The sequence below is a fragment of the Methylocella sp. genome, from assembly GCA_037200525.1.
Taxonomy (GTDB): domain Bacteria; phylum Pseudomonadota; class Alphaproteobacteria; order Rhizobiales; family Beijerinckiaceae; genus Methylocapsa.
On sequence record JBBCGG010000001.1, the window covers coordinates 5,071,635 to 5,087,229 of the forward strand.

The window sequence follows — 15,595 nt, forward strand, 5'->3', positions numbered from 1 at the left end:
CTACATGCTCATCGAAACGAGAATTTTTCGCTCGCCCGAATATGGGGACCTACCATGTGCAGTCAGCATGTTATCGATCACCATCAAATCGCCACGCATCCAGGAAAACGCGACTTCATGCTGTTCCAGCGTCGCCCTTACTTCGTCCAAAATGTTGGCGGAGATCGGAGAGCCGTCGCCGAAACAACTATATTGAGGCATTCCGAACGGATCGTCGCCGTATAATTCTTGCAGCGCTTCGTAAACTTCCGGTGGATTGGTGGAAGGGTGAAATTGGTCCGCCTGGTTGAACCAGACTTTTTCGCCAGTTTCAGGATGGATCGCGATGGCCGGCCGCACTTGGACAAGGCGCAGTCCTCCACCGGACGTCCACTTATAGCGAATGTTGCGGTCCCCGCAGTAAGTTTCGACATCACCCTGTCGCGTCGTCTCGAACGTTTGCTGCCACGATTTGCCAACTCCTACGCCCGCATCGCTGCGTAGATTGCGCACATAGATGACACCCTTCTCCTCGTATATTTTTACAATTTCGGGCGGCAGATTTTTGAGAATCGAGCGGCTGTTGGCAATGGTTGTACTGCCGCCGGTATGAGCAGGCGTCACGCAGCAAAAGTACAATCGAGCCGGCCAAATTTCGCTGTACGATAATTCGTTGTGGAGAGAGATTGGGGCATCGGCTGGATATTCCGTGGAAGTGTAGACGCCGCCCGTCAATTTCAGTCGTGGGGAATTTCCGTCTATATAATTCGCCAGCTTTACCGATGCGTTGCCCATGAAGTCATCAAATTTCAAGATCGAATCGACGCTGAAATTCTTCAATAAAATAGCGCCATGCTCAAGCAAGGCCCTGTCGATAGCGGCACGATTAGACTGCCAGAACGGCTTAATTTCAGGTTCGCGGTTATCGTTCGCATCCAACACATAGGGAAACGCATCCAGTTTCATCTCACGCTCCAAATTTGTCTAGGTTTTGAGTCGATCAACGAGCAGCCGAGCATTTCGGCGTCTACATTGCCGCCGCTTACTATCACACCAACCCGGGCGCCGGATAAGTCGACAACATGATTCAGCGCCGCTGCAGCCGCAAGGCAGCCGGTCGGCTCGACTACCATCTTCATGCGCTCAGCAAAGAATCGCATCTGCACCATCAACTGGTCGTCCGACACGGTGATTATTTTGTTCACATATGCCTGCAACAGCGGCAGTACGAGAGACCCTATATGCCGATTCCGTGCGCCATCCGCGATCGTTTTAGGCGTTGCGATGTGAACGATCGTCCCGGCGGAAAGCGACTGTTGCGCGTCATTGGCCGCTTCAGGTTCTACGCCGATTACAGAGCAGCCCGGAGACAAATGCATGGCGGCAATCGCGCTGCCCGCGAGCAGCCCACCACCACCAACGGGCGCTATTACATAATCGAGACGCCCCACTGCCTCTATCAACTCTTTGATGACTGTCCCTTGTCCTGCTATGACGTGCGGATGGTCCGAAGGAGGAATCAGTACGGCGCCAATCTTCTCCGCTAGCCGAGCTGCAATGGCTTCGCGATCGTCGCATTCAGGGGCGTATAGGACCACCTCGGCACCGAAAGCCCGCGCGGCCGCCAACTTGGTGTCCGGTGTGTTGTTGGGCATCACCACGGTTGCCCGCACTCCAAGCAGTCGAGATGCCAATGCCACCCCTTGCGCGTGATTGCCTGACGAATAAGCGACTACTCCGCAGCGCTTGCGCTTCTCACTCAAGCGGCTGATCGCGTTGTACGCGCCGCGGAATTTAAATGCTCCTCCATGCTGGAAGTTTTCACATTTAAAGAAAAGTTGCGCCCCAGTATCCTTGTCTGCGTCGCGAGATGTGAATACCGGCGTCCGATGTGCGACGTCGGCGAGCGTCCGCGCGGCCGCCGCTATGTCTGAAAATTTGACAGAGAGAGTTTCGTTGGCCATTTCGCTTTTGGTGGGCTGGAAAGCGAGAGGCGTCATTTGTAGTCACCGTTGCCTTTGACTGCTATTGTGCCACCGCCGTCGGCACACAGCACGTCGCTCAATATTCGCGCAATCGTGTCAGCGTTGTCGCCGTTGATAAAAGTCTCGTGTCCCCCGGGCAATATATGGATGGTACAACATGGCCCGTTTTCCGAATACGAGAGCCATGCGTTCTCGTCATAGCCTTGCGCAAGTGTCCGTTCTGCCCAAAAGCTGTGGATCGGGGCCTTTATTAATCCCGGCTCGAATGACATCATCAGCCTGTTGTGAATGTCCATGGCCCGGTGTATTTCTAATAAAAGATTCTGATGGGGTTTACTGAAACCTAACACGTCGTCTAAGTCATTTTGCTCCACGCATAACCTGTCAACGAACGCTTGGAGCCCGATCTTGTTTATCAGCGCATTTATCTTGGCATGGACCAGTACGAGATCCGCCCCGAACAGACCCTCGATGTTTTGCGGCGATCGATTCACCATCGATTGAATGAAGTCTGAGAGGGATGTCTCGGCGTGAGCATCTGCATCGTTTTTTCGGATCACGGTATCCAACAATACTACGGCGGCCACCTCATGGTGGTCTCGTTCGAGACTCCGTGCGACTTGGAATGCGAGTCCGCCACCCAACGAATATCCGCCTAAGTAGAACGGACCACTCGGTTGCAAAGCGAGAAGTTCTGCAACGTATGCGTTGCAGACTGTTTCGAGGTCATAGGGCTCGATCGAAATGCCTGTACGGTGCGCTGATCGTATGCCGTACACGGGACGCGTTTCATCAAGCGCATTCGCCAACTGCGAGTAACAGAATATTCCGCCGCCGCTCGGGTGAAACAAGAAAAGCGGTGGCTCGCAGCTTCCTCCCTTTATCGGCACCAGCAGACGTTGAAGCGGCCGATTGGCAGCGATTTCTTGACTCAGCGCTGCGACAGTCGGGGATACAAATAGTTGTGACAAGGGCAACTCGAAATCGAAGCGATGCTTGACGGCGGCTGTCAGTTTGACCGCCAGCATCGAGTGGCCGCCAAGTTCGAAGAAGTTGTCGTGGATGCCGACGCGATCCAGCTTGAGCACCTCCGCCCAGATCTGCGCCATCGCCGCCTCAGCTGGCGTGCGCGGAGCCGCATAGCCGCCCTCGCCGCGCTGCGCGCCCGGAGCCGGCAACGCCTTGCGGTCGATCTTGCCGTTCGGCGTCAGCGGCAGCCGATCAAGCGCCACAAAATGCGACGGAACCATATAGTCGGGCAGCACGCGCAGCAGCGCGGCGCGCAGCGCGCCGGCCTCCAGCCCATCCCCTTCGCCGCCATCCTCGCCGCGTTCCGTTCCCTCTCGCGCCTCGGCGGCCTCATGCGCCCGCGGCGTCACGTAAGCCACAAGCCGACGCTCGCCAGGCTCGTCCTCGCGCGCCGCCACGATCGCTTCGCCCACCCCCGGCAGAGCCGCCAGGACGGCCTCGACCTCGCCCAGCTCGATCCGGAAACCCCGGATCTTCACCTGATCGTCCAGCCGACCCAGATACTCGATCGCGCCATCAGGCAAGTAGCGCGCCAGGTCTCCAGACTTGTACATGCGCGCGCCGGGCGGCCCGAACGGATTGGCGATGAACTTCTCGGCGGTCAGATCCGGGCGCTGCAGATATCCGCGCGCCAGGCCCGCACCCGCAATGTGCAGCTCCCCCGCCACCCCCACTGGCGCCGGGTTCAGCAACTCGTCCAGGATGTACAGCTGCGTGTTGGCGATCGGCCGACCGATCGGCACGCTCAGGTTCAGATTCTCCGGCGTGAGGCGCTGAAGCGCGCACCAGATCGTGGCCTCCGTGGGCCCATATAGGTTCCACACCTGCGACGTATGTTGCAGCAGTCGTCGGGCTAGTTCGAGCGGCAAAGCCTCGCCGCCGCACAAGGCCTTTAGCGGCTTTTGCCGGCTCGGCCATCGATAAGTTGCTAGCGCGCGCCAAGTCGCAGGCGTCGCCTGCATGACTGAGACTTGACAGCGCTCCATCAGCGCAACAAGTTGCATCGGATCGCCGACCACGTCGCGGCTCGGCAGAAGCGTGCTAGCCCCGACCAGCAGCGGCAGAAAAAGCTCGAGCGCCGCAATATCGAACGATAGCGACGTCACGCTTAACAACACGTCATGCCGGTCCAGTTCGAGCGCTTGTTGCGTCGCGTGCACAAAATTGACCAGTCCACTCTGCGGCACGCCGACCCCTTTGGGGCGGCCGGTTGAGCCGGAGGTGTAGATCACATAGGCGAGGTGATCTGCTTCACTGAGGCGCGCCGGATTGGCGGCCGAGCACTCGGCGAGCGCGGGCCATTGGACGTCCAGGCACAGCACCGCGATCTCGACGCCCGGCAGCCTGGGCAGCACCGCCGCTTGCGTAAGCAGCACCGCCGGACGCGCATCGTCGAGCATGTACGCCAGGCGCTCCGGCGGATAGCTTGGGTCCAGCGGCACATAGGCTCCGCCGGCCTTCAGAACGCCGAGCAGCCCAACCACCATCTCCAGCGAGCGTTCAACGCACAGGCCGACCAGAACCTCAGGCCCCACCCCACATTGCCGCAGGTAATGCGCAAGCTGGTTCGAGCGCGCATTCAGCTCGCCATAGGTCAGCTCGCGTCCTTCGAACGCCACCGCCACCGCGTCCGGAGCCTCCGCCACCTGCGCTTCGAACAGCTCGTGCAGCGTCTGCGCCCCCTCGTAGTCCACGGCCGTCGCGTTCCACTCCGCCACGACTTGATGGCGTTCCGCCGCGCTCAACATCGGCAGCTGCGCGATCCTCGTCTCCGGCGCTTCGACAATGCCGTCCAACAACCGCGTGAAGTGCTCCGCCATCCGCTCAATCGTCGGCGCATCGAACAGAGACGTGTTGTACGTCAACGTCGCCCGAAGCTCATCCTCGCGCTCGGCCGCCATCAGCGTCAGGTCGAATTTGGCGGTCTCGCTGCCCGCCTCAACACCCTCCAACCGCAGTCCCGGCAGCCGCAACGCCTCCATCGGCGCGTTCTGCAACACCAGCATCACCTGGAACAGCGGCGCATGACTGAGATGCCGTTGCGGCTTCAGCTCCTCGACAAGCTGCTCAAACGGCACATCCTGATGCGCATAGGCCGCCAGCGCCGTGCTCCGCACCTGCATCAGCAGATCCTTGAAGCTCGGGTTGCCCGCAAGCCGCGTGCGCAGCACCAGCGTGTTCACAAAGAAGCCGATCAGCCCCTCGACCTCGGGGCGCGGGCGGTTGGCGATCGACGTGCCGACGCAAATGTCGTCCTGACCCGCGTAGCGCGAGAGCAGCACGTTGAACGCCGCAGCCAGCGTCATGAACAACGTCGCCTGCGCTTGCCGCGCCAGCGCGTTGAGCCCAGTCGTGGTCTGCCGCGACACCGCAAAACGCAGCGTGCCGCCGTCATAGCGCTGCACCGCCGGGCGCGGCCGGTCAGTGGGCAGGGCGAGCAGCGTCGGGGCGTCCGCGAGTTGCTCCTTCCAGTAGCCGAGCTGGCCTTCGAGCGCCGCCCCCTGCAGCCACTGGCGCTGCCAATGCGCGTAGTCCGCATACTGGATCAAAAGCTCCGGCAGCGGCGACGGCCGCCCCTGGCTATAGGCGGCGTAAAGCGCCGCGATCTCTTTGATCAGCACCCCAATCGACCAACCATCCGACACAATATGATGCATCGTCAGCAGTGCGATGTGCTCGCGGTCGCCCAACCGGATCAGCTGCGCGCGGATCAGCGGCCCATGCTCCAGATCGAACGGCGTACGGGCTTCGTCTTGCGCGCTCTGCTGCGCGCGGCCCTCGGCCTCCGCCGCGGGGAGTTCGCTCAGATCCGTCAGCGGCAGCGCCAACTCCAGCGCCGCGGCGATGATTTGCGTCGGCGCGCCGTCGACCGACGCAAAGCGCGTGCGCAGCGCCTCATGCCGCCGCACGATCTCGTTGAGCGTGCGCCTCAGCGCCTCGACGTCCAGCTTCCCGGTCAACCGCACCGCGGCCGGCATGTTGTAAAACGCGCTGCCCGCCTCAAGCTGGTTCAAAAACCACAAACGCTGCTGCGCAAACGACAGCGGCATGTCTTCGCCGCGCCCCACAGGAGCCAGCGCCGGCAACTGCAAACCTGTCCGTTCGCGCTGCTCCTGCTCGACCTGCTGCGCCAATTGCGCCACGGTCGGCGCTTCGAACAGCGCACGCAAAGGTAGCTCCACATCGAAGATGCTCTGCACTCGGGCAATCGCTTGCATCGCCAGCATCGAGTGGCCGCCATGTTCGAAGAAGTCGTCGTGGATGCCGACGCGATCCAGCTTGAGCACCTTCGCCCAGATCTGCGCCATCGCCGTCTCAGCCGGCGTGCGCGGAGCCGCATAGCCGCCCTCGCCGCGCTGCGCGCCCGGAGCCGGCAACGCCTTGCGGTCGATCTTGCCGTTCGGCGTCAGCGGCAGCCGATCAAGCGCCACAAAATGCGACGGAACCATATAGTCGGGCAGCACGCGCAGCAGCGCGGCGCGCAGCGCGCCAGCCTCCTCCAGCCCATCCCCTTCGCCGCCATCCTCGCCGCGTTCCGTTCCCTCTCGCGCCTCGGCGGCCTCATGCGCCCGCGGCGTCACGTAAGCCACAAGCCGACGCTCGCCGGGCTCGTCCTCGCGCGCCGCCACGATCGCTTCGCCCACCCCCGGCAGAGCCGCCAGGACGGCCTCGACCTCGCCCAGCTCGATCCGGAAACCCCGGATCTTCACCTGATCGTCCAGCCGACCCAGATAGTCCAGCTGCCCCTGCGCCGTCCATCGGGCGCGATCTCCGCTTCGATACAGCCGCTCACCGGCCGCGAACGGGTTCGGCACGAAACGCTCCGCCGTCAAATCCGGCCGATTCAGATATCCTCGGCTCAGGCCCGCTCCCCCGATATACAGCTCCCCGGACACCCCCACCGGAGTCGCCGCCATCGCCGCATCAAGCACGTACGCCCGCACGTTGTCGATCGCACGTCCCACACGCACCGCCTCCCCACCCCGGCTCCGGTAATAGGTCGAGGTCATCGTGCATTCGGTCGGCCCGTACTGGTTCACCACCTCCGCCTGGGCGCCAAGAACCTCCCGCACCGATTCGATGACCCGTTCCGAGAGCGCCTCCCCCGACGCCAGCACCAGCCTCAGCGAACTTGCCGCCATTGCGCCCTCGCCGCCGGCGCGCGCTATGCTCGTGATCGCTTCCAGGAACGATGGCGTGATGCTGAGGATCGCCGTGATCGCATCGCGACGCAGATGCTCCAGCACCGCCTGCGCATGCTTGGCGTCGGCCCCGGTCATCACCCGAAGCCGCCCGCCCGCGCTCAGGCAGCCGAAGATATCGCGCACCGACGCATCAAAGGACAACGTCGGTATCTGCAACACCCGTTCGCCGGCTGTGACGCCGTATTGATTCACGATGAACCGAAGATAGTTCACCGCGCTCGCATGCCGCGTCATCACCCCCTTGGGGCGCCCGGTCGAGCCGGAGGTGTAGGTCACATAGGCGAGGTGCTGGCCCGACGCTTCGCTGCGCGGCGCATGCGTCGGCATCGTCGCGATCGCCCGCCCATCCGCGTCCACGCACACGCACGCTCCGACATACGCAGGCAAGGCCTCGACCAGATGCGCCTGCGTCACCAGGACACCGAGCTTTGCATCGTCGAGCATGTACGCCAGGCGCTCCGGCGGATAGCTTGGGTCCAGCGGCACATAGGCTCCGCCGGCCTTCAGAACGCCGAGCAGCCCAACCACCATCTCCAGCGAGCGTTCAACGCACAGGCCGACCAGAACCTCAGGCCCCACCCCACATTGCCGCAGGTAATGCGCAAGCTGGTTCGAGCGCGCATTCAGCTCGCCATAGGTCAGCTCGCGTCCTTCGAACGCCACCGCCACCGCGTCCGGAGCCTCCGCCACCTGCGCTTCGAACAGCTCGTGCAGCGTCTGCGCCCCCTCGTAGTCCACGGCCGTCGCGTTCCACTCCGCCACGACTTGATGGCGTTCCGCCGCGCTCAACATCGGCAGCTGCGCGATCCTCGTCTCCGGCGCTTCGACAATGCCGTCCAACAACCGCGTGAAGTGCTCCGCCATCCGCTCAATCGTCGGCGCATCGAACAGAGACGTGTTGTACGTCAACGTCGCCCGAAGCTCATCCTCGCGCTCGGCCGCCATCAGCGTCAGGTCGAATTTGGCGGTCTCGCTGCCCGCCTCAACACCCTCCAACCGCAGTCCCGGCAGCCGCAACGCCTCCATCGGCGCGTTCTGCAACACCAGCATCACCTGGAACAGCGGCGCATGACTGAGATGCCGTTGCGGCTTCAGCTCCTCGACAAGCTGCTCAAACGGCACATCCTGATGCGCATAGGCCGCCAGCGCCGTGCTCCGCACCTGCATCAGCAGATCCTTGAAGCTCGGGTTGCCCGCAAGCCGCGTGCGCAGCACCAGCGTGTTCACAAAGAAGCCGATCAGCCCCTCGACCTCGGGGCGCGGGCGGTTGGCGATCGACGTGCCGACGCAAATGTCGTCCTGACCCGCGTAGCGCGAGAGCAGCACGTTGAACGCCGCAGCCAGCGTCATGAACAACGTCGCCTGCGCTTGCCGCGCCAGCGCGTTGAGCCCAGTCGTGGTCTGCCGCGACACCGCAAAACGCAGCGTGCCGCCGTCATAGCGCTGCACCGCCGGGCGCGGCCGGTCAGTGGGCAGGGCGAGCAGCGTCGGGGCGTCCGCGAGTTGCTCCTTCCAGTAGCCGAGCTGGCCTTCGAGCGCCGCCCCCTGCAGCCACTGGCGCTGCCAATGCGCGTAGTCCGCATACTGGATCAAAAGCTCCGGCAGCGGCGACGGCCGCCCCTGGCTATAGGCGGCGTAAAGCGCCACGATCTCTTTGATCAGCACCCCAATCGACCAACCATCCGACACAATATGATGCATCGTCAGCAGTGCGATGTGCTCGCGGTCGCCCAACCGGATCAGCTGCGCGCGGATCAGCGGCCCATGCTCCAGATCGAACGGCGTACGGGCTTCGTCTTGCGCGCTCTGCTGCGCGCGGCCCTCGGCCTCCGCCGCGGGGAGTTCGCTCAGATCCGTCAGCGGCAGCGCCAACTCCAGCGCCGCGGCGATGATTTGCGTCGGCGCGCCGTCGACCGACGCAAAGCGCGTGCGCAGCGCCTCATGCCGCCGCACGATCTCGTTGAGCGTGCGCCTCAGCGCCTCGACGTCCAGCTTCCCGGTCAACCGCACCGCGGCCGGCATGTTGTAAAACGCGCTGCCCGCCTCAAGCTGGTTCAAAAACCACAAACGCTGCTGCGCAAACGACAGCGGCATGTCTTCGCCGCGCCCCACAGGAGCCAGCGCCGGCAACTGCAAACCTGTCCGTTCGCGCTGCTCCTGCTCGACCTGCTGCGCCAATTGCGCCACGGTCGGCGCTTCGAACAGCGCACGCAAAGGCAGCTCCACATCGAAGATGCTCTGCACTCGGGCAATCGCTTGCATCGCCAGCATCGAGTGGCCGCCATGTTCGAAGAAGTCGTCGTGGATGCCGACGCGATCCAGCTTGAGCACCTCCGCCCAGATCTGCGCCATCGCCGTCTCAGCCGGCGTGCGCGGAGCCGCATAGCCTTGCGGATGCTCAACGGTACGTATCGTCGATGCGCGGATCACGCGCACAATGCGCGGGATATCGCTCAAGTCCCGCGCAATTTCCTTGAAGATCCCGATGTCGGTCAGGACGCTCAAGTCCACAGGACGCTCACTCGATGCGAAAGACTCGTCTTCGACGGATGGCGCCGCCGCCGGGACAAGATGTCGAGCTTGCACAGCCGCAACCGTAAAACAGGGCGCTCCTGAAGCCATTGTGCCAGGCGCCGCAATTGTTTCCAGGAAACCAAGCAAAGGGCGATTGCGTCCGGTGGCCCGATAGGGAAACGCGACAGTTCGGCATCCTGCTTGCACAGCAAGCTCACCGAGCCTGCGCACGATTTCGTGTTCTACGCCCCGGCCAAGCACACGGCAGCTCAACAGAAATGTCCCAACCTCCAAGACTTCGTCGTTTATCTCATACGCGAGGGCGCCGACCAATCCATATGCCCCGAAGCGGTCATGTACGCGTATCGTCCAGAAGGGTGTTCTATCGGCGGCCATGCGAATGTCGGCCGGATTGCGCGCCAAAGGATTCAAATTGAATTGGTTGGTGCGTTGCGTTAATTCAGCGACACGTTCCAGCTGGTGGTCCTGAACAACCTCCATCTCCACCTTCAATTCCAGCCTGTCCAAAAACTCCTCGAAACTCGAGGCGCTGTCGCGGACCACTTCACGCGCTTGGTTATGCCGGTATTGTTGCGTGCGTTGCAGCGAATTGCTCTTGACCGCCAAGTGATCGAATGCCCACACGTGATCCAGAAAGTGCGGGATCAACTCGGGCGCGCTCGGCAAGTGCAGAACCAAAACGCCCGGACAATGCGACTCGACTTCGGAACACTCCAATGCACTGTTGTCGACGAAAATGAAGCTATCGAGACCGAGCTGCAGTTCCTGAGCGAGCGCCTTGATATTCTCCGACTTGGGCCGCCAGTTGATACGCGACGCAATGACGTGTTCCTTTTGCAAGGGCATCTGGGGCCATGCATAGAAAACAGCCTCTACATCATCCGCATTATTCTTGCTACACAGACATAGCAGCATGCCGGCTTCTTGCTGCGCTACAATGAAGCATTGCAACGCCCGGTGTGCCTCGGTGAGGCGGATGCCAGACGGTCCAACCTCGCCGCACACTCCCTCCCACAAAGTATCGTCGCAGTCCAATACGATGACTTTGTAGGGCCTGGAGCGCAAAGCCATTACATGGCGAGCCATCAGTGTTGCTAGTCCCGCGTATTGCTCTTGGGTGTACGGGATGTGGCCAAGCCTATCCGCGTAATTGTCTTCGTAAGCGAGAACTGGATAAAGTTGTTTAAGCCGCGCCGAGGAATTCGGGTAGACCCCCACGATCGAACGCAGCTGGGCGACCAGGCGATGTTCCAAGTCCGTGATGAAGGTGCGGTATAGATCTTGTTGGTCGAGAGCGAGCGAGAGCGGGCAAAAGCAGATCACTAACGGTACACCGGCTTGCTTTGCGAGGACGTTCGTTGCGGCGACCAATTCCTCTGCGTTGTTCTCCATAAGGCGGAACTGCTCTGTTGTGCTTATGTCTCTCCCAGCATCGCGGATCCAATCCTCGAGCCGCAATAAGATTATGTTGACCCCATCACGATTGGTCGCGAACAGGCCTTGTGAATCGAGCAGCGTCTGGAATACTTGGTTATAAGGAGCAAATTCGATCTCGGCGGTTAGACCGAGTTTCATTATCCAGAACAAGAGCGCGGATTCGATCGGCTCCGCTGTGAAAGTGGAGGCCACCACCAAACGCTGCTTCCTATCGCGTTTGATCGATGCTTCGGCCTGTTTCGCCAGCGCGTCAGGCAACGGCAAGCTCTGTATGGGCGTATCCGGCCTATCGAGCGCCTGTGCGAGAACTTGTGTATACGCATCCAACACAGCCGCAATCGTGGCTTGATCGAACAAATCCGTATTGTACTCGCATGTCAGGCGAAGGCCTTCATGCTTATGCTCCGCGACGAAGCGCAAATCCAGCGCGCTCGCATGGCGATTGGTTGGCAGCGCTTCCAACTTGAGCTGGTCTAGCATCAATGCGCTTCTCGGGTAATTCTGCAACAACAAGGCGACGTTGAAGATCGGATTGTGGCTGGTATCCCGTGCGGGATTGACCGCCTCGATAATCGCCTCAAACGGACAGTCCTGGTGGGAGTACGCGCCGAGCACAATCTCTCTCAAGCGCTTAAGCATGCCCGTGGCCGACTCCACGGGTTCGCATCGCATTCTCAGGGGGAGGAAATTCATAAAGCAGCCAATCAGCGGTTCGACCGCGGTCTGCATTCGTCCGGCGACAACCGTGCCGACAATGACATCCGCTGTCCTCGTCCAGCGGAAAAGGACGATCTCGAGGATCGTCAGCAACGTCATGAATAATGTCGCATGATGTTCTTCTGCCCAAATTTGAAGCCGTGCTGCATCTTGCGATGAGATCGTGATCGAGATTGCATCACCTTGCGCGCCTTGCGCCGCCGGGCGCGGCCGGTCGGTCGGCAGGGCGAGCAGCGTCGGGGCGTCCGCGAGTTGCTCCTTCCAGTAGCCGAGCTGGCCTTCGAGCGCCGCCCCCTGCAGCCACTGGCGCTGCCAATGCGCGTAGTCCGCGTACTGGATCAAAAGCTCCGGCAGCGGCGACGGCCGCCCCTGGCTATAGGCGGCGTAAAGCGCCGCGATCTCTTTGATCAGCACCCCAATCGACCAACCATCCGACACAATATGATGCATCGTCAGCAGTGCGATGTGCTCGCGGTCGCCCAACCGGATCAGCTGCGCGCGGATCAGCGGCCCATGCTCCAGATCGAACGGCGTACGGGCTTCGTCTTGCGCGCTCTGCTGCGCGCGGCCCTCGGCCTCCGCCGCGGGGAGTTCGCTCAGATCCGTCAGCGGCAGCGCCAACTCCAGCGCCGCGGCGATGATTTGCGTCGGCGCGCCGTCGACCGACGCAAAGCGCGTGCGCAGCGCCTCATGCCGCCGCACGATCTCGTTGAGCGTGCGCCTCAGCGCCTCGACGTCCAGCTTCCCGGTCAACCGCACCGCGGCCGGCATGTTGTAAAACGCGCTGCCCGCCTCAAGCTGGTTCAAAAACCACAAACGCTGCTGCGCAAACGACAGCGGCATGTCTTCGCCGCGCCCCACAGGAGCCAGCGCCGGCAACTGCAAACCTGTCCGTTCGCGCTGCTCCTGCTCGACCCGCTGCGCCAATTGCGCCACGGTCGGCGCTTCGAACAGCACGCGAATGGGCAGCTCGACGTTGAGCTCGGAGCGGATGCGGCTGATGAGGCGGGTGGCGAGCAGGGAATGGCCGCCGCGGTCGAAGAAGCCGTCGTCGATGGAGACGCTCTCGATGTCGAGGACTTCGGCGAAGAGGTTGGCGAGGATCTCTTCCTGCGGCGTGCGCGGCGCGCGGCCGGCAGATGAGAGGAACTCGGGCGCCGGCAGGGCGCGGCGATCGAGCTTGCCGTTCGGCGTCAGCGGCAGCGCCTCGAGGAAAACGATAGCCGCGGGAACCATATAGTCCGGCAAGGTTGCGGCCAGCGATTGGCGCAGCGCCGCCGGAGCGATCTCTCCATCGATCTCGACGCCGGCCTTGGCGACGACGTATCCGACGAGCTGCTTGTGTCCGGGTTGATCCTCGCGGGCGATGACGGCGGCCTGGGCGACTTCGGGCAGGCGGGCGAGCGCCGCCTCGATCTCGCCGGGCTCGATGCGGAAGCCGCGGATCTTGACCTGCTGGTCGGCTCGCCCCAGGAAGTCGAGGACGCCGTCGGCGCGCCACTTCGCGAGATCACCGGTTCGATACATGCGCGCGCCGGGCGGCCCGAACGGGCACGCGACGAAGCGCTCGGCGGTGAGCCCCGGCCGGTTCAGATAGCCGCGGGCGAGACCCGCGCCGGCGATGTACAGCTCGCCCGCCACGCCCACCGGAACCGGACGCAGCAAGCCGTCCAGAACATAAACCCGCGCATTCCAGATCGGACGGCCTATCGGAACGTCGCCATCTTCGGGATCGTCCGCCCGGATCTCGTAGAGTGTGCAACCGACAACTGTCTCTGTCGGACCATACTCATTGAAGAGTCGGATCAACGGCCCACGCCGTCGCCAATCGGCGACCGTAGCGTGTTGAAGCGCCTCTCCGCCGATCACAATGGAATGGACCGTTGCGTCCAGCGACGGCTCTGGAACCATACGGTTCAGGGCTTCGATATGTGCAGGCGTCAGCTTAAGCAGACTGTAATTTCCGCATTGAAGTAAGATTTCGGACAGATGTGCGAGTTCCTGTCCCGGACGAAGCAGGAAAGAACTCTTGCCGGACGCGAGCGGGAGTAGAAGGCTGGTTATCGTGGCATCGAATGCTAGAGGGGTTGCGACCGCTGCGCCCACTCCGAGATCCAAGGGATATGTCTCTATCGCCCAACGCGCGTAATTGAAGAGGCCCCCCTGTCCGACGACGACGCCCTTGGGTGTTCCGGTTGATCCTGAGGTGTAGATGACATAGGCGGGATTTTGCGGCGCAAGGGGTTTGGTGCGGCCGGCGTCGGTTGGGTTGGTTTGCGGGGCGTTTTCCAAGGCCGCGACGATCTCGGGGTCATCGAGCAGGATGTGGGGATTATCATCGCCGAGCAGCTGGGCGGGGATATCGCTGATGGCGATGACGGCGCTTGGCCGTGCGTCGGCGAGCATGAAGCGCAACCGCTCGGCGGGGTAGTCGGGATCGAGCGGCAGATAGGCGGCGCCGGCCTTGAGGATGCCAAGCAGCGCGATGACCATCTCGAGCGAGCGCGGCAGGCAAAGCGCGACGATGGCCTCGGGCCCGATGCCGAGCCCGATCAGGTGATGGGCGAGCTGATTGGCTTTGGCGTTGAGTGCGGCGTAGGAGAGCTCGGCGTCTTCGAAGACGAGGGCGATGGCGTCGGGCGTGCGCTCGGCCTGCGCCTCGAACAGCTGCGGCAGCGTGGCTTCGGGCAGCGGATGGGCGGTGTCATTCCAATCGACGAGGATCTGGCGGCGCTCATCGGGGGTGAGCAGGTCGATGTCGCCGATGCGCTGCGCCGGATCGGCGGCGATCGCCTCCAAAACGCGGGTGAGGCGCGACGCCAGGATCTCGATGCTGGCGCGGTCATAGAGGTCCGTTGCGTATTCGATGGCGCCGGCGAGGCCGGCCGGCTGACCCTTTGCGTCGGCTGTCTCAGTCAGGCTCAGCAGGAGGTCGAACTTGGCCGTGCCAGTACCGACAGGCTCTTGGCGCAGCTCGAGGCCCGGCAGGTCGAGGGTGGCGGCCTCGGTGTTCTGCAGGACGAGCATGACCTGGACCAGCGGGGCATGGTTCTGGGCGCGGGCGGGGTTGAGGATCTCAACGAGGCGCTCGAACGGCAGGTCCTGGTTGGCGTAGGCGGAAAGGCTCTGCTCGCGCACGCGGGCGAGCAGGTCCTGGACGCTGGGATCGCCAGAGAGGTTTGTGCGCAGGACCAGGGTGTTGACGAAGAAGCCGACGAGGTCGTTGAGGGCGCTGTCGGTGCGGCTGGCGATGGGCGAGCCGATGGCGATGTCGTCGCCGGCTCCGAGCTTGCCGAGCAGGATGGCGAGGCCGGCCTGCAGCAGCATGAACAGGCTGGTCCCGGAGCTGCGGACGAGCGCGCGGAGCTTGGCGTGCAGCGCCGGCGCGATCTGGATCGGCAGCTGGTCGCCGCGATAGGAGGAGATGGCCGGGCGCGGCCGGTCGGTGGGCAGGGCGATGCACTCGGGCAGGCCGGCGAGGGCCTGGCGCCAATAGGCACCCTGCTGGGCGATCAGGCTGCCCGGCTGGCTCTCCTCGCCGAGCAGCTCGCGCTGCCACAGCGCATAGTCGGCGTATTGTACGGGCAAGGGCGCAAAGGCCGGCGCTTGACCCTTCAGGCGAGCGGCGTAGGCCTGCGCCAGATCACGGGCGAGGGGGGCCAGCGAGGCGCCGTCGGCGGCGATGTGATGCACGAGAACGAGCAGGAC

Annotated in this window: 3 protein-coding genes (1 of these 3 running past the window's edge); all 3 read right to left on the reverse strand. The window is 62.8% G+C overall.

All coding sequences use genetic code 11. The annotated features are described in order from the left end of the window. Tightly spaced (each overlapping or abutting the next), the 3 genes in view from WDN46_25100 to WDN46_25110 form a layout consistent with a single transcriptional unit that may run on beyond the window. Positions 1–945, reverse strand: coding sequence for a TauD/TfdA family dioxygenase (locus WDN46_25100; protein ID MEJ0096568.1), 945 nt, complete (start codon positions 943–945; stop codon positions 1–3). Beyond that, complete coding sequence (locus tag WDN46_25105; protein ID MEJ0096569.1) at positions 942–1,979, reverse strand: threo-3-hydroxy-L-aspartate ammonia-lyase; 1,038 nt, start codon at positions 1,977–1,979, stop codon at positions 942–944. The genes WDN46_25100 and WDN46_25105 overlap by 4 nt, the downstream gene beginning before the upstream one ends. Next, a protein-coding gene (locus WDN46_25110) for an amino acid adenylation domain-containing protein (GenBank protein MEJ0096570.1) crosses the window boundary here: on the reverse strand, positions 1,976–15,595 show its 3' portion. It continues 405 nt past the right edge of the window; only the last 13,620 of its 14,025 coding nucleotides appear in the window; the start codon falls outside the window, past its right edge; it ends in the stop codon at positions 1,976–1,978. Before WDN46_25110 ends, WDN46_25105 begins: the two co-directional genes overlap by 4 nt.